The organism is Hydrogenophaga aromaticivorans, assembly GCF_013387465.1.
Classification (GTDB): domain Bacteria; phylum Pseudomonadota; class Gammaproteobacteria; order Burkholderiales; family Burkholderiaceae_C; genus Hydrogenophaga; species Hydrogenophaga aromaticivorans.
In genome coordinates this window covers 12,441-30,505 of sequence record NZ_VYGV01000016.1, presented here as the reverse complement: position 1 = coordinate 30,505, position 18,065 = coordinate 12,441, and the positions used below count along the sequence as shown (strand labels likewise).

At 68.5% G+C, this 18,065-nt stretch carries 18 protein-coding genes and 1 tRNA gene; 5 read left to right on the top strand and 14 right to left on the bottom strand.

Annotated features, from left to right (window positions below; all coding sequences use genetic code 11):
- From F3K02_RS17015 to F3K02_RS17000, 4 genes are all read right to left on the bottom strand, one after another.
- A partial coding sequence (locus F3K02_RS17015) for an RNA recognition motif domain-containing protein (RefSeq protein ID WP_177136829.1) occupies window positions 1–275 on the bottom strand: 275 nt, incomplete at its 3' end.
- Window positions 276–532: 257 nt separating this feature from the next.
- Window positions 533–609: transfer RNA gene (locus tag F3K02_RS17010), tRNA-Arg, on the bottom strand.
- Window positions 610–661: 52 nt separating this feature from the next.
- A complete protein-coding gene (locus F3K02_RS17005) occupies window positions 662–1,858 on the bottom strand; it encodes an extracellular catalytic domain type 1 short-chain-length polyhydroxyalkanoate depolymerase (RefSeq protein WP_177136828.1) in 1,197 nt (398 codons plus the stop codon).
- Between the two features lie 135 nt (window positions 1,859–1,993).
- Window positions 1,994–2,431: a CopG family transcriptional regulator gene (locus F3K02_RS17000; protein WP_246309561.1), complete on the bottom strand. Its 438-nt coding sequence runs from the start codon at window positions 2,429–2,431 to the stop codon at window positions 1,994–1,996.
- A 241-nt stretch (window positions 2,432–2,672) separates the two neighbouring features.
- Here F3K02_RS17000 and F3K02_RS16995 point away from each other — a divergent pair, with 241 nt between their 5' ends.
- Window positions 2,673–3,002, top strand: coding sequence for a YegP family protein (locus F3K02_RS16995; RefSeq protein ID WP_177136827.1), 330 nt, complete (start codon window positions 2,673–2,675; stop codon window positions 3,000–3,002).
- Between the two features lie 53 nt (window positions 3,003–3,055).
- Here the strand turns inward: F3K02_RS16995 and F3K02_RS16990 are convergent, their stop codons facing one another.
- Window positions 3,056–3,940, bottom strand: coding sequence for a heme-dependent oxidative N-demethylase subunit alpha family protein (locus tag F3K02_RS16990; protein ID WP_177136826.1), 885 nt, complete (start codon window positions 3,938–3,940; stop codon window positions 3,056–3,058).
- Entirely contained in the window at window positions 3,937–4,830 is an 894-nt protein-coding gene (locus F3K02_RS16985) for a LysR substrate-binding domain-containing protein (protein ID WP_177136825.1), read from the bottom strand. Before F3K02_RS16985 ends, F3K02_RS16990 begins: the two co-directional genes overlap by 4 nt.
- Window positions 4,831–4,930: 100 nt before the next feature.
- Between F3K02_RS16985 and F3K02_RS16980 the strand changes: the two genes are divergently transcribed.
- From F3K02_RS16980 to F3K02_RS16970, 3 genes are read left to right on the top strand one after another with little or no spacing between them, the layout of a single operon-like run.
- On the top strand, window positions 4,931–5,611 hold the full coding sequence (locus F3K02_RS16980) for a Bax inhibitor-1/YccA family protein (protein ID WP_177136824.1): 681 nt from the start codon (window positions 4,931–4,933) through the stop codon (window positions 5,609–5,611).
- Between the two features lie 29 nt (window positions 5,612–5,640).
- A complete protein-coding gene (locus tag F3K02_RS16975; protein ID WP_177136823.1) occupies window positions 5,641–6,030 on the top strand; it encodes a tellurite resistance TerB family protein in 390 nt (129 codons plus the stop codon).
- A gap of 2 nt (window positions 6,031–6,032) precedes the next feature.
- A complete protein-coding gene (locus F3K02_RS16970) occupies window positions 6,033–6,440 on the top strand; it encodes a hypothetical protein (RefSeq protein WP_177136822.1) in 408 nt (135 codons plus the stop codon).
- Window positions 6,441–6,483: 43 nt separating this feature from the next.
- Here the strand turns inward: F3K02_RS16970 and F3K02_RS16965 are convergent, their stop codons facing one another.
- The 7 genes from F3K02_RS16965 to alr all read right to left on the bottom strand — a co-directional run bounded on the left by F3K02_RS16965 (window position 6,484) and on the right by alr (window position 15,053).
- On the bottom strand, window positions 6,484–7,245 hold the full coding sequence (locus F3K02_RS16965; RefSeq protein ID WP_177136821.1) for a sulfite exporter TauE/SafE family protein: 762 nt from the start codon (window positions 7,243–7,245) through the stop codon (window positions 6,484–6,486).
- A 267-nt stretch (window positions 7,246–7,512) separates the two neighbouring features.
- Window positions 7,513–7,818, bottom strand: coding sequence for a metal-sensitive transcriptional regulator (locus tag F3K02_RS16960; RefSeq protein ID WP_177136820.1), 306 nt, complete (start codon window positions 7,816–7,818; stop codon window positions 7,513–7,515).
- A 12-nt stretch (window positions 7,819–7,830) separates the two neighbouring features.
- The gene (locus tag F3K02_RS16955) at window positions 7,831–8,880 is read right to left on the bottom strand and encodes an SLAC1 anion channel family protein (protein ID WP_177136819.1); all 1,050 of its coding nucleotides are present in this window, start codon (window positions 8,878–8,880) and stop codon (window positions 7,831–7,833) included.
- Between the two features lie 142 nt (window positions 8,881–9,022).
- Window positions 9,023–9,259: a YgaP family membrane protein gene (locus tag F3K02_RS16950; RefSeq protein WP_177136818.1), complete on the bottom strand. Its 237-nt coding sequence runs from the start codon at window positions 9,257–9,259 to the stop codon at window positions 9,023–9,025.
- Between the two features lie 33 nt (window positions 9,260–9,292).
- Complete coding sequence (locus F3K02_RS16945) at window positions 9,293–12,577, bottom strand: efflux RND transporter permease subunit (protein ID WP_425485619.1); 3,285 nt, start codon at window positions 12,575–12,577, stop codon at window positions 9,293–9,295.
- Between the two features lie 9 nt (window positions 12,578–12,586).
- Window positions 12,587–13,774, bottom strand: a complete 1,188-nt coding sequence (locus tag F3K02_RS16940; protein WP_177136817.1) for an efflux RND transporter periplasmic adaptor subunit — start codon at window positions 13,772–13,774, stop codon at window positions 12,587–12,589.
- Between the two features lie 148 nt (window positions 13,775–13,922).
- A complete protein-coding gene (gene alr, locus F3K02_RS16935; protein ID WP_177136816.1) occupies window positions 13,923–15,053 on the bottom strand; it encodes an alanine racemase in 1,131 nt (376 codons plus the stop codon).
- Between the two features lie 226 nt (window positions 15,054–15,279).
- Between alr and lplT the strand changes: the two genes are divergently transcribed.
- Window positions 15,280–16,563 (top strand): lysophospholipid transporter LplT, encoded by a 1,284-nt coding sequence (lplT, locus tag F3K02_RS16930; protein WP_177136815.1) that lies wholly within the window; start codon window positions 15,280–15,282, stop codon window positions 16,561–16,563.
- A 223-nt stretch (window positions 16,564–16,786) separates the two neighbouring features.
- Here lplT and F3K02_RS16925 read toward each other — a convergent pair whose 3' ends face one another.
- A complete protein-coding gene (locus F3K02_RS16925; protein WP_177136814.1) occupies window positions 16,787–17,902 on the bottom strand; it encodes a PleD family two-component system response regulator in 1,116 nt (371 codons plus the stop codon).
- Window positions 17,903–18,065: the final 163 nt, after the last annotated feature.

Sequence of the window (18,065 nt, the reverse complement as noted above, 5' to 3'; positions counted from 1 at the left end):
TAGCCGCCGGTACGGGGAGGACGTGCCTCCATCGGACGGGCTTCGTTCACCGTGATGCTGCGGCCGCCGAGCGACTGACCGTTCATGCCGGAAATGGCGGCTTGCGCTTCGGCATCGCTGCCCATTTCGACGAAACCAAAGCCTTTGGAGCGACCGGTGTCGCGTTCCATCATGACCTTGGCGCTGGAAACAGAGCCGAATTCGCTGAAAGACTGTTGCAGGTCTTCATCGCGGACGGTGTACGGCAGGTTGCCGACGTAAAGTTTATTGCCCATGGGGACTCCTCAAATACCAAAAAACAAAGCGATGGGGTCCCGAAAGCACAACAAACTCGAAAGTGCCGCCGTAGCGCGCGAAACTGACCGATCACCTGACTTGTGCGGGTGTTTTGCAACTCGCACCAACGCATTATGCGCCCTGGCGGGTGTTTTGGACGAATCGGTGAAGCAATACCCTTGCCCAGGCACCCCACAGGCTTCCCGTACCGGCAAAGAAAAAGCCCGCAACCTCTTCAGGTTGCGGGCTTTCCGTCTGGTGCGGCTGGCAGGAATTGAACCCACGACCCCTTGGTTCGTAGCCAAGTACTCTATCCAGCTGAGCTACAGCCGCGAAGCCCACGATTCTACACACCCATGGGCGGGCTCGAAACGAAGGCGTGGCGCTAAGCGGCCGGCTGCGCCAGAAAGAAACGCAACATTTCGGCCGAAGCGTCCGGGCCTTTCTGGTCGGTGAACGAACCTTCGGCGTTGCCGCCCGACCAGGCGTGACCCGCGCCGTGCAGGGCCCAGGCCTCGACGAGGCAACGCCCGTCAGCGGCCAGGTGCCGGGTGCGGGTGTAGCGCTGCCCGGCGTCGGTGCTGCCTTCTTCGCTGCTCGCCTTGACACCGTTTTTGCCGGCCTCGCTCGCGTACGCCGCGAGCGCCTGGCTCACGATCTGGTCGCCATTGCTCTGCTGCACCGTGTGGTCACGGTCGCCGTGGAACACGATCACCGGCACAGCCTGTGTCGCCGGTCGGCGTGGGTCTTCGGGCGTGCCGGGAAAATGCGCACGGCCCATCACGACGCGGCCCTTCATGGCGGCCATGGCGGAGGGGATATCGTGTGCAGCCGCATAGGGCAGACCGGAATGGGCGCCCACCGCAGCGAACAGCTCGGGGTGGGTCTGCCCCAGGATCACGGCCATGGCCGCGCCGGCCGACAGGCCCGCCACATAGATGCGGCGCGGGTCCACCGGCTGTTCGGCCGCCACCGCCTGGACCATGCCGGCAATCAGTGCCGGTTCGCCGCCCTCGCGCACCTGGTCGTGCGGGCTGAACCAGTTCCAGCAGCGCGAGGGATTGGCGCTCGCGGCCTGCTCGGGATAGAGCACCAGAAAGCCGTGTTGATCGGCCAGGCGGTTCATCTGCGTGCCGGCGGCAAAGTCGTCGGCCGACTGTGTGCAGCCGTGCAGCATCACGACCATCGGCAGGGCTTTGGCAGGGGCCTTCGCGGCCTGCGGCGGCAGGTACAGCTTGTAGGCACGGGTGCCGGCCGCCGAGCTGAAGCTACGCACAAGGAACTGGCCCTCGGCCGTCTCGGCGGGTTTGGCGGCGGCGGACCGCTTGGCCACAGGGGGATGAGGAGCGGTCGGCGTCCCGGCTTCTGCCGAACCCGCCACTTCGCGCGCCACCACCTCGATGGTGTCGCCGTCACGGGGCGCGCTCTGCCCCGGTGCTGCGCGGGGCGGTTCGGTCGCGCCACCCAGACCGGCCGATGACAGGGCCTTGCGGATCGTTTCGGTCACGCCGCGCATGGGCCCACTCGTGGTGTTCAACCCGGCGGCCTTGAGCGCACGTTCAATGGTGTCTTGGATGTTCATGGCAGTGGCTCTCGGGACGGACAAGGGGAGGACGGGCGGATGGAAAGGGTGTTTCAAATCGGGGGTTTCTTTGGGTCGGCGCTGGCCTGTGTGCACCGGCTGCCATGTTGAAGGGGGTTGATGTCAGGCGATGTGTCACACCATGCGCCCGGCCAGCGCCCGGCGCACTTCAGGGCTGGCCTGAAAGACCCCCAGCACCGACACGGACTCGATCGCGGCCAGCGCCAGCTCGGGGGTCACGTCGTCGGCGATGCGCGCCAGACCGACCACATGGATGTTCAGCCGCTGACCGGCGGCCACCGCGCGCTCCAGATCGGTGCGGTTCAGGTGCTGCAGGCCCAGCATGAGCATGCGCCGTGCCACCGTCTGGCGCAGCGTGTCCGCGTGCGTGGCCAGCAGGTTGCGCACGGCGGTGCGGATCAGGTCGGAGCGGTTGGAATAAAAGCCTTCCTGCACCAGCAGGTCCACCTGGCCCAGATCCACCACGCCGAGGTTGATCGTCATCTTCTCGGTCTCGCCGACCCGGGTTCTGGGGTCGGTCAGCTTGTTCTCTACCATCTTTTTGCCATCCATGTGGAATCTATGTGGATGGTATTTAAGCACGATTCCGGCTGTCTGGCGAAAATGACCGTCACGGTCGTAGGGCGGTAGTCAGGGTGTCGCTCCGCGCGACACGGCAGGGGCATTTGTCACGCTCCGAGACCCTGGCGGCCCGATTCGTGGTGCCCGGTTCGACGGGCGACTGTTCGAAGGTGCGCGCCCGACCTATCATCCGGCTGCTTCGGCACTCTTCACTCACCAACCAGGAGCAGACATGGCAGGCAGCTACGAATTGGGTTCCAACGACAAGGGTCAGTTTTCCTTTGTCCTGAAAGCGGGCAACGGCGAGGTGATTCTGCGCAGCGAGCAATACGCCAGCAAGGCGTCGGCGGAGAACGGCATCCAGTCGGTGCAGGCCAACTGCGGTGACGACGCACGCTACGAGCGCAAGGACGCGTCCGACGGGCGCTGCTACTTCAATCTCAAAGCCGCCAACCACCAGGTGATCGGCACGAGCCAGATGTACAAGGCGGCAGCGGGGCGTGACGCGGGCATCGAGTCGGTGAAGACCCACGGCACGAGCACCACGGTCAAATCCGCCTGATCGCTGCCGTTCGTCGACAAGGCGACCTGCGGGTCGCCTTTTTCATGGGCGGTTCAGGACCCGATGGCACCGAGTTCGGCACAGAGGCGCTCGCGCACCGCGCCCATGCCCCGGTAGGCCACCACCGCCTCGCTCATCGAGGCCAGCGCTTCGGCCAGTTGCGCGGCGCGCCCGGGCGCAACGCCCAGCGCCTCGGTGAGCGGGCACACCATCACGCGGATGAAAAACACGCCGCGGCGCAGGGCCGGCAGCGGCAACGTGGTCTGGCGCTCGACGCGGTAGAACACCTGGTCGAGCAAGCGGCCCGAAGCGCCCGGCGCGTCGGCGGCGGCGAGCGCGTCTTCCCAGCGCGTGCGGCGCGTCTCGGGGTGTTGCGGCAGGTCGCCGCTGGGCGTGAGCAGCCAGACGTGGCGCAGCATCGGCGCCTGGCGAAAGGCCATGTCGACGATGCCCTTGCCACCCGCCTGCAGCAGCGCGTTGTCGGCCACGGGGGCGTGGATGGCGGCAAAGTCGAGACCGTGTTTTTCGGCCGGACTCCAGTTCGACGGGAAGCAGACCGAGAGAAAGCGGGTGCGCAGGGTGGGTGCACCGGCCTCGCCATCGGGCTCGTCGTGCAGGATCACGAAATCTTCCTGCAGGCCCTGCGCCAGCGCGTCGGCCTCGGGCGTGAGCACGACGCCGGTCTGCGTCGCGCAGGCGTCAGCGATGGCCTGCAGCACGGCGGGATCGGCCTGGCCGATCTGGCAACGCGCGCGGTGCGCCTGCAGCGCCGCCCGTTTGTGTCCGGCATAGGCGCTGGCGAGCGCATCGCGCACAAACAGCGCGGGCGGCTCGGCAGGGGCATGGCCGCCCGCGGCCAGACGCGCGAGCCCCGGGCGCATGCGAAACGGGCTGCTCACGGCCCAGGGCACCTGGGTGGCTGGGGTCAGCGTGCTCATTTCGGCGCACCCCCGGCATCGAGCAGCTTCTGCACCAGCGGGTGCTGCACCTTGCGCGCGGTGCCGATGGCGTAGTAGTGCTCCTGCACGCCCTCGCAGGAAGCGAACCACCGCAGGCCATAGCCCTGCGAGAGCTTGTCGCGCATGCGTTCGGAGGCGGGGAACACACCCATGCCCGACGACCCGAAGGTGGCGAGCAGGGCGCTGTCTTCAAATTCACCCACCACGCGGGGCACCACGCCCTGCTGCTCGAACCACTGGTCGATGCGCAGGCGCACCGAGGCGTGTGAACTCGGCAGCAGCACCGGCACCTCGGCCAGGCTGTGCGGGAAGTTGTCGCGGGCCCGGTCGAACCACGCCTCGGGCGCGTACCAGCCCAGCGGCGAGGACCCCATGGCGTGGCTGTAGAGCTTGAGGTTGGGGTTGGCGGGCGCGGGCCGGTCGGACAGCACGACGTCGAGCCGGTGCAGGGCGAGATCGGCGAGCAGGTCGTCGAAGTCGTCTTCGTGGCACACCAGGCGCAGGCGCGGCTCTTCGAGCGCCGGGGCCAGCAGTTCGCGCACGGCGAGCTTGGCCAGGCCATCGGAGATGCCGACCACCAGCCGCACGCTGCTCTGGCTGGTGGCGTCGCGCACGGCGCTGGGCAACTGCTCGCCGAGCTGGAAGATCTGCTCGGCCACCTGCAGAGCCGCTTGCCCCGCCTCGGTTAGCGCCAGGCCGCGTCCGGCGGGCTTGAACAGCGCGTGGCCCAGCGACTGCTCCAGCAATCGCACCTGGGCGCTGATGGTCTGCACCGCCATGCCCAGCCGTTCGGCCGCATGGGACATGCCGCCCTCCTTGGCCGTGACCCAGAAGTAATACAGGTGCTTGTAGTTGAGGTCCTGGCTCATGCTTCGCGGTTAACTGATTGAATGTTCGTTATTGTCTGCTTTTTCAGAATTCAATGCAGCCCTATCTTCGAGGCTCCCTGTTCACCTCTGGAGAACCCTCATGGAACGCACAACACGCCACCCTTCCCTGGCCACCCGCCCTTCGCTCACCTTGGACCGCCCGCAGGTGGCCCGGGTGCTGCGCAACACCTACGCCCTGCTCTCGCTCACCCTGCTGTTCAGCGCTGGCGTGGCCGCTCTGGCAGTGGCCGGCAGCTGGCCCGCGCCCGGACTGGTGATCACGCTGGTGGGCTACTTTGGCCTGCTGTTCGCGGTGCACAAGCTGCAGAACAGCGGCTGGGCGCTGCCCGCCGTGTTCGCGCTCACCGGCTTCATGGGCTACACGCTCGGCCCGCTGCTGACGCACACGCTGGCCCTGCCCGGCGGCGCCGGCACCATCGTGGCCGCGCTCGGCGCCACCGGAGCCACCTTCGTGGCGCTGTCGGCCTATGTGCTGACGACGCGGCGTGACTTCAGCTTCATAGGCGGCTTCCTGTTCGCTGGCATGGTGATCGCACTGGTGCTGGCCGTGAGCGCCTATTTCTTCCAGATGCCGGCCCTGGCGATGGCGGTGTCGGGTCTGGTCGCGCTGCTGTCGGTGGGCCTGATCCTGTTCGAGACCAGCCGCATCGTCAACGGCGGCGAGACCAACTACGTGCTGGCCACGGTGGGCCTGTTCGTCTCGGCCTTCAACCTGTTCACCAGCCTGCTGAGCCTCATGGGCATCGGCAGCAACGACTGAGTCCATCGCTTCACCGAAAGGACATCTACATGCAATCCCTTCCCGTCAACAGCCCGCAAGCCGCCGCCCGCGTGCTGGCCATGGCCCTGGTGGCCGATGGCCACTACTCGATGACCGAACTCCGGGCGCTGGACCGCCTCGACGCGCCGGCCCGTCTGGGCTTGAGCCCGGAAGCCTTCAAGGACGTGCTCGACCGGTTCTGCCAGGACCTGCTCACCATCGGGAACGGCCGCTGGACCGGGACGGTCGATGCCACCACGCGCGAGCAGCTCATGGCGGAAATCACCCGGCCCGACCTGCAGGACCTGATCGCGCAGCAGTGCGAGGCCCTGACGCTGGCCGACGGACACCTGGCCGACGGCGAGGCGGACCTGCTGGACGCGCTGGGTGTCGCCTGGCGCCGGCCGGTGGGGGTCTGACCATGAAAACACTGATCTGGAGCCTTGCGGCGCTGCTGGCCGCCGGGTGGACCGGGCTGGTGGCCCTGACCCACCAGCTCGCCGGCTGGCTGCTGGGCGCCATGGACGCCGGTGCGCTCACGCAGGCGGGCGGCGCGGTGGGTGGCTGGTCGGTCCCGGCAGCGCCAGCCTGGCTGGCCCCATGGGTGGACACCGCGGAACTCGCCGCGCTGCAGGCCCTGGCCGCGGATGGGGTGCAATGGCTGGGCGCGGTGCTGCCCTCGGGCGATGCACTCATGGCCTGGGTCGGTCCGCTGCTGTGGGTGGGCTGGGGCTTCGGCCTGCTGACGCTGCTGGCGGTGGCCGGCCTGTTGCACTGGCTGGTGGGGCGGTTCGCTGGGCCGGCAAGCTTGCAGGGCGCGAGCGCCTGAGCTTCGGTCGCATCGACCTCGCTGGGCGGCCTCACCGAGCCGTTCAGCTCTTCCAGAAAAACAGGGCGCTCATCACCAGCCCGGTGACGATCACGCCGCGGCGCACCCAGGCCGCGGGCAGGCGTTTGGACCAGCGGGCGCCGAAGAAGCCGCCCGCGGTCGCCGCCACCATCATCAACAGCCCGGCTTTCCACGCAATCGCACCGGCGATCACGAAGGCCGCCACCGACAACCACGACAGCACCAGCGAGTTCAGGTTCTTCAGCGCGTTGACCGTGTTCAGCCGCGTCTCGCCGGCCACGGTGTAGAGCGCCATGAGCAGGATGCCCAGGCCGCCGTTGAAATAGCCACCGTACACCGCGACCACGGCCAGCGCCGGTTCGCGCCAGCGGGCCAGGCCGTGCCCTTCGGCCGATGCCGCCTGCGCCCGCCGGGCGATCGCCGGACCGGCGGCAAACAGCGCCGTGGCGAACAGCAGCAGCCAGGGCACGATGCCCGAAAACACCTTCGCGGGCGTGACCAGCAGCAACAGGGCGCCACCGATGCCCCCCAGGGCCGAGATCAGCATCTCGCGCCGCAAGCGCCGGGCCGGCAGCTCGCGCAGTTCGGCTTTGAAGCCGAGCGTGCTGCCCAGGTAACCGGGGCTGACCGCGAGCGCGCTGGTGGCGTTGGCCACGATGGGCGGCACGCCGGTGAACACCAGGGCGGGAAAGGTGAGGAAACTGCCACCGCCGGCGATGGCGTTGAGCACGCCCGCGGCGAACGCGGCGGCAGCGAGCAGAGGCGAAGCGGCGAGATAGTCCATGCGCCGATTATTCCGGGCGACCCGCGTTCGATTGCCTGCATGGCGGGCAAAACTGTCCGGCGAGAACCGTGCTCCGCACCCGGCCACGCGGGCAGCCACCGGAGCAAAAAGGCCTCCCTTGAGGGGTCGCGCGCCGCATGGCGGGGTTGCGGGGAGCTTCCTCCGGCGAGAAATGCCCACCCCAGGATGCGGCGGAACCGGCTTTGCCGAGCCGCATCGCATCGCCCCCAGGAGGGGGTCGCGCGCAGCGCGGCGGGGGTGTTTCTTCTACCGCGAACGCCCGAGCCGCGCCTGCAGGCGATCGAGCACGTCGCTGACCGACTTGGCGTCAGCGATGTCGCCCGCCGGATGGGCCAGCTCGTGCTCGGCCACGGACAGGTTCAGGCGCACGTAGGTGCTGTCGAGCGCGTGGCGCGTGGCCAGCAGCTGCTGGGCGATCTTGGTGCAATCGGCGCCGTCTTCCAGCAGCTTCTGCAGACCACGCACCTGACCCTCGGCACGGCGCAGGCGGTGCATGAGCTCGGCCTTGCGGTCAGCGGCCAGCGGCTGTGGCGGGACGGCGGCGTCGGTCATGGTCGAACGGCTTCAGGTCGAAACCGGAATGATGTTGGCCACCGGTTCGGGCGCCAGCAGCGAGCCTTCGCGCAGGCCGCGCACGGTGGCAAAGCTGAGCCAGAGCACGATCATGGTGGTGGACGCGAGCAGCAGCACGCCGGCGTTCTGCAGCACGCCGTGCCAGGCGCTGTCGGGCTGCAGCTCGGCCAGGCGCAGGGTGAGCGTGGTGAAGGCGGCGAACGGGAACGACAGCGCCCAGAACGGCACGCCAAAAGGCTGGCCGGCGATGCGGCGCACGACCGGCAGCAGCCACAGCACGAAGAACAGCGCCACGCCCCAGAGCGCCTGCACCGCCGCCACCGGCGCCTGCATCTGGATCAGCACCAGGCCGATCACCGCGGGCGGCGCGATGGTGATGAACCAGGCCGGCAACACGCGCTCGGGCAGCGGGCTGTGGGCGAGGCGCCGGGCCAGCACCAGGGTCAGCACGACCGGCCAGAAGAACACGCCGATGCCCATCTGCGCGGCCGACCAGCCGTCGATGCCCAGCGGCAGACCCGCCAGCGGCGCGAGCACGTTGCCCACCACCGGGATCAGCAGCACCGGCGTGACCGAGGGCCACAGCCCCGTGTTTCCCGGGCCCTGGCCGGGCTGGGCCGCGGCGGCCGGTGAGATCCAGCGGCTCAGCACCCACAGCGTGGCCCAGAGCTGGGAGAGGCTGCCCGCCCACCAGAGCACGCGCCAGAGCGGGGCCAGGCCGCCCTCGGCACCCCCCAGCGCCACGCCCACGGTGGCCAGCAGCAGCAGCGACACCGGGAACGCGGCCACAAAGGCGTGGCGCACCGGGTGCTTGAGGTCTTCGGCCAGCGCGGCAGGGTAGCGCGAGATGCGCAGCAGCGAAGCCACCAGCAACACCAGGAACACCAGCAGCGCGAGCGCGCCGATCACCAGCGCCACGCCGCTGGCCATGTCACCCAGCACGCCGTGCGCGCGGTGCCAGGCCAGCGCCAGGCCGCACAGGCCCATGACCAGTGCGAACCAGCCGGGCATGAGGAATTTCAGGGGGGTGGGACTGGACATGGTTTACCTGGATTCAGTGGTCGGAGAAAAAACGATCCGCCGCCGGGCCGCCCCAAGGCGGATCAGCCCCCACGGGGGGCAGCGACCCGCGCAGCGGCGGAGCCCCGGATTCTCCCCGTAGGGGAGAAGACGCTTGGGGGCATCAGTTGCACTTACCGCCGGAGCAGGAACCGTTGCCCTCGGGCACACCCAGCTTCTTGAACAGGATGCCGGGCGGGCAGAAGCCGGTGATGCCGGACTGGAACAGGTTGAAGCCAGCGAAGGCGGTCAGCGCGAGGAACCACTCGCTGACAAAGATCGGGCTGCCCGCGTAGCCCAGGGCCAGCGACAACATGACAACAAAGCCGGCCATGATGCGGATGTAACGTTCAACGGTCATTTCAAACTCCTAAGAAAACAGGTTGGAAAGAGGTCAGGTGGCAGTGGTCGCCAGCGCTTCGTATTTGCGGCGGTACACCGCGTAATACAAGACCGGGATCACGACAAGCGTGAGCAAGGTCGACACCGCGATGCCGAAGATCAGCGATACGGCCAGGCCGTTGAAGATCGGGTCGTCGAGGATGAAGAAGGCGCCCATCATGGCGGCCAGGCCGGTCAACGCGATCGGCTGTGCGCGCACCGCAGCGGACTGCACCACGGCCTCGGCAAAGGGCACACCACGCTGGGTTTCCAGCTCGATGAAGTCCACCAGCAGGATGGAGTTGCGCACGATGATGCCGGCCAGCGCGATCATGCCGATCATGCTGGTGGCGGTGTACTGCGCGTTCAGCAGCGCGTGGCCCGGCATCACGCCGATGATGGTCAACGGGATCGGCGCCATGATGATCAGCGGCGTGAGGTAGCTCTTGAACTGCGCCACCACCAGCAGGTAGATCAGGATCAGGCCGACGCCGTAGGCGGCGCCCATGTCGCGGAAGGTCTCGTACGTGATCTGCCACTCGCCGTCCCACTTCACCGCGTACTGGCGGTACGGGTCCTTGGGCTGGCTGATCCAGTACTCGCCCAGTTCACCGGTGTTGGGCAGCGCGGCCTTGTCCATGGACGAGCGGATGCCGAACAGGCCGTAGAGCGGCGAGTCGAGCGAGCCGGCCATGTCACCGAACACGTAGGTCACGGGCAACATGTCTTTGGTGTAACGCGGCTGGTCGATCACGCCGCGTTCCACCGTCACCAGCTCGGACAGCGGCACCATGGCCCCGTTGGCCGCCTTCAGGGGCAGCGCCAGCAGCGCGTCCAGACCCACCTGCTGGTCCCGCGGCAGTTGCAGCCGCACCGGCACGGCGAACTTGGCGTGGCCGTCGTGCAGGTAGGCGGCGTCCGAACCGGACAGCGCGGCGTAGACGGTCTGCGCGATCACCTGCACCGGAATACCGAGCGATTCGGCACGCTGGCGCTGGATCCGCAGGAAGGCGCGTGGCGCGTGTTCTTTGAGCGAGGTGTCCACGCCCACGATATCGGGCGTGGCCTTGTAGGCCTCGGCCACCCGCAAGGCGAGTTCGGCGCGGCCTTCCTGGTCGGGGCCGTAAACCTCGGCCACGATGGGCGACATCACCGGCGGGCCGGGCGGCACTTCCACCACCTTGACGCGCGCGCCATGACGGGCTGCGATCTGCTCCAGCTCGGGGCGGTGGCGCTGCGCGATGGCGTGGCTCTGCTCGCTGCGGGCGTGCGCGTCGATCAGGTTGACCTGCAGGTCGCCGCCTTCGGCTTCGGCGCGCAGGTAGTACTGGCGCACCAGGCCGTTGAAGGTGATCGGGCTGGCGGTGCCGGCGTAGCCCTGCACGTTGGCGACTTCGGGCTGTGCGGCGAGGTAGGCCGTCATTTCCTGCAGCGCGGCGGTGGTGCTTTCGAGCGGTGTGCCGGCGGGCATGTCCACCACCACCTGGTACTCGCTCTTGTTGTCAAACGGCAGCATCTTCAGCACCACACCCACGAACGAGTTGGGCACCAGCGCCAGGCTCACCGAGAGCAGCAGCGCCCCGGCGATGCCGGCAGCCAGCAGCCAGCGCTTCTTCGCGCTCTGCAGCAGCGGCGTGAGCGTGCGGGTGAAGAAATTCTGCAGCGTGCGCGTGATCTTGCCCGGGCCGTGGGCGGCGTGGCCTTCGCCCGTTTTCGTCAGCTTGAGCGCGAGCCAGGGCGTGACGGTGAAGGCAATCGCCAGCGAGATCGCCATGCCCATGCTGGCGTTGATCGGGATCGGGCTCATGTACGGGCCCATCAGGCCACTCACGAAGGCCATGGGCAGCAGCGCCGCGATCACGGTGAAGGTGGCGAGGATGGTGGGGCCGCCCACTTCGTCGATCGCGCGCGGGATGATCACGGAGAGCGGCACGTCGGGCGTGAGCATGCGGTGGCGGTGGATGTTTTCCACCACCACGATGGCGTCGTCGACCAGGATGCCGATGGAGAAGATCAGCGCGAACAGCGAGACGCGGTTGAGCGTGAAGCCCCAAGCCCAGCTGGCGAACAGCGTGGCCGTGAGCGTGAGGATCACGGCCGCGCCGACGATCACCGCCTCGCGCCGGCCCAGCGCCAGACCCACCAGGATGATCACGCTGCCGGTGGCAAAGATCAGCTTCTGGATCAGCTTGTTGGCCTTGGCGGCGGCGGTTTCGCCGTAGTCGCGCGTGATGGCGACTTCCACGTCGTCCGGGATCACGGTGTTCTTCAGGTTGTCCAGCCGCTCGCGCACGCCAGCGGCCACGTCCACCGCGTTCTCACCGGGCTTCTTGGTCACGGTGATGGTCACGGCCGGGTGGTTCTGGCCCTGTTGACCGGCGTGGGCCGCATCGGCGGCGCCGGGCGTGAACCACACGTAACGCTGCGGCAACTGGGCGCCGGCTTCCACGCGCGCGACCTCGCGCAGGTAGATCGGGCGGCCATTGCTGACGCCGACCACGATGTCGCCCACGTCTTTGGCGTTCTGCAGGAACTCGCCAGTTTCCACCGACAGCATGCCCGGCTCGCCCGGCGCGGGGCTGGGGTTGATCACCGAGCCCGAGGGCATGGCCTGGTTGGCCGAGGCAATCGCGCCCTGCAGCGCCTGCACGCTCACGCCGCGCTCGCGCAGCTTGGCGGGCTCCAGCCACACATGCACCGCGCGGCCCGGGCCACCGATGGTGACCACCTCGCGTGTGCCGGGCACGCGCTTGAGTTCGGTCTCGACCGCGTGAGCCACCCGCTCCAGATCCATCGCGCTCTGCGCGTCTTTTGTCCACAGCGTGGCGGCGAGCACCGGCACGTCGTCAATGCCCTTGGGCTTGACGATCGGCGTCAGCACACCCAGGCCTTGGGGCAGCCAGTCCTGGTTGGCGTTGAGCACGTCGTACAGGCGCACCAGCGCCTCCGTGCGCGGCACACCCACCTTGAACTGCACCGTGAGCACCGCGACGCCGGGGCGCGCCACCGAGTAGCTGTGTTCGATGCCCTGGATCTGCGAGAGCACATGTTCGGCCGGCGCGGCGACCATCTTCTCCACGTCGGCGCTGGACGCACCCGGGAAGGGGATGATCACGTTGGCCATGGTCACGTTGATCTGCGGCTCTTCCTCGCGCGGCGTGACCAGCACGGCGAACAGGCCCAGCAGCAGCGCGACCAGCGCCAGCAGCGGCGTGATGGCGTTGGACTGGAAGGCCCGCGCCACGGAACCCGAGAAGCCAAGCTTCTCTGGCATGGATGCATCGTTGGGGTGGCTCATGCTGGCCCCTTATTTCGCAGCAGGCTGGGCACCGGCCAGACCGGCGCGCACCGGATCCAGCGCCACGCGGTCACCGGCTTTCAGGCCAGCCAGGACCTCGACACCCGTAGCGCCGTGCGTGGCGCCGGTGCGCACCGCGCGCAGTGCGAAGCCCGCGGGCAGGCCCTCGCCGCGGGTGGCCACCACGTACACGCCGGTGAGTTCGCCGCGGCGCAGCAGCGCCGACTCGGGCACCACCAGGCGCTGGTTGTCGGGTTGTGCCGTGCCGCCGACAAAGCGCACACGCACCTGGCGGCCGGGCACCTGGCTGGCGCCATCGGCCGCGCTCAGGTCGAGCCGCCATTCGACCGTCTGCGACACCGGGTCTGCTGCGGGCAGGCTGGTCTTGCTCGCGGGCGCCACCCATTGGCTGGTCCCCGGCAGCTGCACTTCGACGCGCTGCGCCTGCTCGGCCAGCGTCTGCATCGAAGCCGGCACATGCACCACGGCGCGGATCGGCTGCGGCGCGTAGACCGTCAGCACCGGTGTGCCGGGCAGGGCCAGCCCGCCGGCTTCGGCGTGCGTCTGCAGCACCCAGCCGTCGTACGGAGCGGTCAGGCGCGTGAAGCCCTGGGCCACGCTCGCCTGCGTCTGGCCGGCGCGGGCGCCGGCTGCTGCGGCCTGGGCCGCCTTGTACTGCGCCTGTGCCGTGTCCAGCGCGGCCTGGGCCAGGAAGCCCTGGGCGCGCAGATCGCGCGAGCGCTCGTACGCCGCCTTGGCGTTGGCCAGGTTGGCGTCGGCCTGGGCAAAGCCCGCCTGCGCCTGCGCCACGCCCGCCTGGGTGGCACGGTCGTCGATCACGGCCAGCACCTGACCCGCCTGGACACGATCGCCGGCCTTGACCGACAGCGTGGCGATGCGGCCCGAAGCCTGGGCCGAGAGCACGCTCTGGCGCACGGCCTGCAGGCTGCCGTCCAGCTCCAGGCCGGCGCCCACAGCCTGCGCGCCCAACGTCATCACCGGCACCTGGGGCCCGGCGACGGCCTGCGCCTCACCGGCCGCCCTCACCGACCCCGCCATCAGCACCGCCGCTCCGGCGAGCAGGCTGAGCGACAGGGCGCCGAGCACGAGCCGGCGCTGGGCAGGCTGCCACTGTGCCAGCGCCAGGACGGTGGTTTTGAGGGGCTTTGAAACGGGTCGGGTGAAACGGACGGGCATGGCTTTCTCCTATACGGGTCGCAGTATACACACATACCCCCAGGGGTACAAGGGCGACCGAATCCCAAAACAGGGATATTGCGCCTTCGCCTGGACCGCCCTGCCCCTCAAAGGCCGAGAGCCTCAGCCTTTCAGCCGGCCACGCCGATCACGGTGGAGGCGAAAACGGCACCCGCGGTGCCACCGCGCACAACAACTCGTAAGCGATCGTGCCCGCCGAAGCCGCCACCTCGTCCGCCGCCAGCACCGCCCCCGAAGCCGAGCGGCCCCACAGCACCACCTCGGTCCCGACCTCGGCCGGCACGCCCGCCGCGTCCAGCGGTGACAGGTCCACCGCGAGCATGTCCATGCTGACGCGGCCCAGCACCCGGGTGCGCACGCCCGCCACCAGCACCGGCGTGCCGGTGGGCGCGTGGCGCGGGTAACCGTCCGCGTAGCCGCAGGCCACCACGCCCACCCGCATGGGGGCTTCGGCGGCAAAGGCCGAGCCGTAGCCCACGGTGTCGCCCGGCTGCAGCTGCTGCACGCCGATGAGCCGGCTGGCGAGGGTCATCGTGGGCTGCAGATCCCAGCCCGCGGCGGTGTTTTCCGGGTAGTCGGGTGCGCAGCCGTACAGGGCAATGCCTTCGCGAACCCAATCACCGGCCAGCGTCGTCACGCCGTCGCCGCGCAGCGGGGTGCTGGCGTGGCGCAGCAGGGCCGCGCTGTTGCACAGGGTGCGTTCGCCCGGCAGGTCGGCCGTGGCCTGCTCGAAGACGGCCACCTGGTGGGCAATGCCGCGCGGACCGTCGGCGTCGCTGAAGTGCGTCATGAGCGAGATCTCTTCCACCTGCGGCAGCGCGTTCAGGCGCGCCCAGGCGGCGCGGAAGGCGGTGGGTGTGAAGCCGAGGCGGTTCATGCCACTGTTGAGCTTGAGGAACACGCGGTGCGGCACCTGCGTCTTGTGGGCCGCGAGCCAGTCGATCTGTTCGATACAGTGCACCGCGTGCCACAGGTGCAGGCGCGAGCACAGTTCCAGATCGCGCGGTTCGAACACGCCTTCGAGCAGCAGGATGGGGCCGCGCCAGTCCAGCGCGCGCAGGCGTTCGGCCTCGGCCAGATCGAGCAGGGCAAAGCCGTCGGCCGAACGCAACGCGTCAAAGCAGCGCTCGATGCCGTGGCCATACGCATTGGCCTTGACCACCGCCCAGACCCGGGCATCGGGCGCACGAACGCGGGCCTGGTTCAGGTTGTGGCGCAAGGCTTCGGGGTGTACGGTGGCGAGGATCGGGCGGGGCATGGGCAGACAGTCGAGGGTTTGGGTTGGCAGAGGGCCTTGCGGGCCAGGACCGGACACTGCGCAGGCGCAGACAGCGTGAACGCGTCATTCGCACGCTTTCGTATTACGAACTGTCACAAATAGCGTGCTATAACCGCCGTCACAGGAGACCGGTCGCAGGACTTTCGCACAAAACAGCCGCATCGGGCCAGGTGCACACCTTGACCTGGCATACAAAATCACCCCCATGAAGCGCGGCTTCTACACCATCATGACGGCGCAGTTTTTCAGCTCCCTGGCTGACAACGCGCTGTTCGTGGCCGCCATCGAGTTGCTGCGCACACGCGGCGCTCCCGAATGGCAAAGTGCCGCACTGGTGCCCCTGTTCGCTTTGTTTTACGTGGTGCTGGCGCCTTTTGTGGGGGCGTTTGCCGACGCGAAACCCAAGGGGCAGGTCATGTTCATCAGCAACGCCATCAAGGTGGTGGGCTGTCTGCTGATGCTGGTGGGTGTGCACCCACTGCTGGCCTACACGCTGGTGGGACTGGGCGCTGCAGCCTATTCGCCCGCCAAATACGGCATCCTCACCGAACTGCTGCCGCCTTCGCAACTGGTCAAGGCCAACGGCTGGATCGAGGGCCTGACCATCGCCTCCATCATCCTGGGCGTGCTGCTGGGCGGGCAACTGGTCGCCCCCTGGATATCAGACCGCCTGCTGGCCATCGACCTGCCGCTGCTGCACACCGGCATCACGCACCCGGCCGAAGCGGCGATCGGCGCGCTGGTGCTCGTCTATGCCCTCGCGGCCTGGTTCAACACCCGCATCCCGCTGACGGGCGTGACACCCCGCCACATGCCCAAGAACCCGCTGGCCCTGCTGCCCGACTTCTGGCGCTGCAACAGCCGGCTCTGGCGCGACCACCTGGGCCAGATCTCGCTCTCGACCACCACGCTGTTCTGGGGCGTCTCGGGCAACCTGCGCTACATCGTGCTGGCCTGGGCCGGCGCGGCGCTGGGTTACAGCACCACCCAGGCTTCTTCGCTGGTGGGCGTGGTCGCGCTGGGCACCGCCGTGGGCGCCGTGGTGGCTTCGCTGCGCATGCGGCTGGACCAGGCCACGCGGGTGATGCCCCTGGGCATTGCCATGGGCGTGCTGGTGATCTGCATGAACTTCATCGACAACGTCTGGATCGCCGCGCCGTTTCTGGTGCTGCTGGGTGGGCTGGGTGGTTTCCTGGTGGTGCCGATGAACGCCCTGCTGCAGCACCGGGGCCACAACCTGATGGGCGCCGGCCGCTCCATCGCCGTGCAGAACTTCAACGAACAGGCCTGCATCCTCAGCCTCGGCGCCCTCTACAGCTTCTCCACGGCCGCCGGCCTGTCGGCCTTCGCCGCCATCACCGCGTTTGGTCTCGTGGTCGCGGGCTTCATGTGGCTGATCATGAAGTGGCACCAGCACAACCAGCGCGCACACCCGCACGAGCTCGAACGCCTGATGGAAATCGCGCGCCGCGACGATTTGCACGGGTAACCCCCCGCGCCGCGCCTAAGGGCGCGTCACCCCCCTGCTGGGGGCGATGCGAGAGGCCCGGCAAAGCCGGTTCCACCGCATCCTGGGTCAGGGCACGCGCGCCGGAGAGAGCCTGTTTGCTCCGAGGGGGAGTCAATCCCAGGGCACCGCGGAACCGGCTTTGCCGGGCCGCCAGTGCCGCCCCTTGGGGGGTGACGCGCCCTTAGGCGCGGCGCGGGGGGGATCAAAAACTGATATTGGTCTTTTCGAAGCCGTCCAGGCTGACCAAGCGGTGCTGCGCCAGCACCTTGTAGAGCTCGCCCTCGCCCACCGAGCGCGACAGGTAGGCGTCGCTGCCCGCCAGACCCGCCTTCAGGCGGTCCATGCTGCCCGCACTGGGCGCAAACATCACCACCACCGGGCTCTGCCCGTTGGGCAACTTGCGCTGCTTGGCACTGCGACAAACCTGATAGGCGTCGGGCTCGCCATTGAGGCGGTCGATGATCACCAGCCGATAGGGGTGGGCCTTGAGCATGGCCAGTGACTGAGCGGCCTCGCGCGACCAGTCAATGGCCAGGTTGTAGCGCTTGAAGCGCTTGTGCAGGATGCGGCCTTCGACCAGGCTTTCAGCCACCAGCAGCGCGTCGCCCCGCTGGACGTCGGGCACCGGCGCCTTGCTGCGTTCAGCCGCGGAGCGTGTGGACCGCGAGGCCGACGAACGGGCGACCGCCGTGAGCGTGGGCAACACATCCAGGCCACCGAAGTCGGTCAAACCCATCACCCCGGGTCGCGGCATGCGCGAAGGGCGCGCCGCGACCGCCGGGTGGGCAGGCGTCGCTGCGGGGGGCGTGTGAGGAACGGGCGCCAAACGGCTGCGCACCATGGGCCGCGTGGGTGGAAACTCGGTGTCAACCGAGCGCGGCCGAAGCCGGGCAGCGGGCGCCGAGGGGCCTTTGCGGCTGTCTGCCGGCTCGGTGGCCGAGAAACCACGATCGGCGCCCTGACGGGGTGACACCGGTGCATGGGCCCCGTTGCGGGCAACGGCCGGCTGCCTCACACCCACCAGCGCATCCATCGCCGCCAGCACCGACACCAGCTTGACGGGTTTGCGCTGCAGGGGCCAGCCAGTGCCCCCATCGTTGTGCCCCACCAGCAGCACCTTGCCCGGCAACTCGGCATAGCGCACGAGGTGCAGTGCCTGGGTGTTGTCGGCGTTGACGATCAGGATCTGGGCATCCATCACCTCATCCTGAACGGTGTATGCGGGCGGCCGGCGAGCGGCCAGCCGGAAAAACGACTCGAAGGTCGCCGACTCGTTCTGCGCAAAACCCACCAGGGCCACCGTGTAGGCAACAGCCATTCAAACGCCTCCAATGAACACAAAGGAACTACCTGATCAAGAGTATGCCTTTTTTGATGCATACCCTGAGGGGGTTAACGCGCCCCCGATGCGCGAACGTGATCCAGTTCCCGCGCAGCGCACAGGGTGTGTGCGATCTGCCATAGTGGGCCCTGCTTTTCAG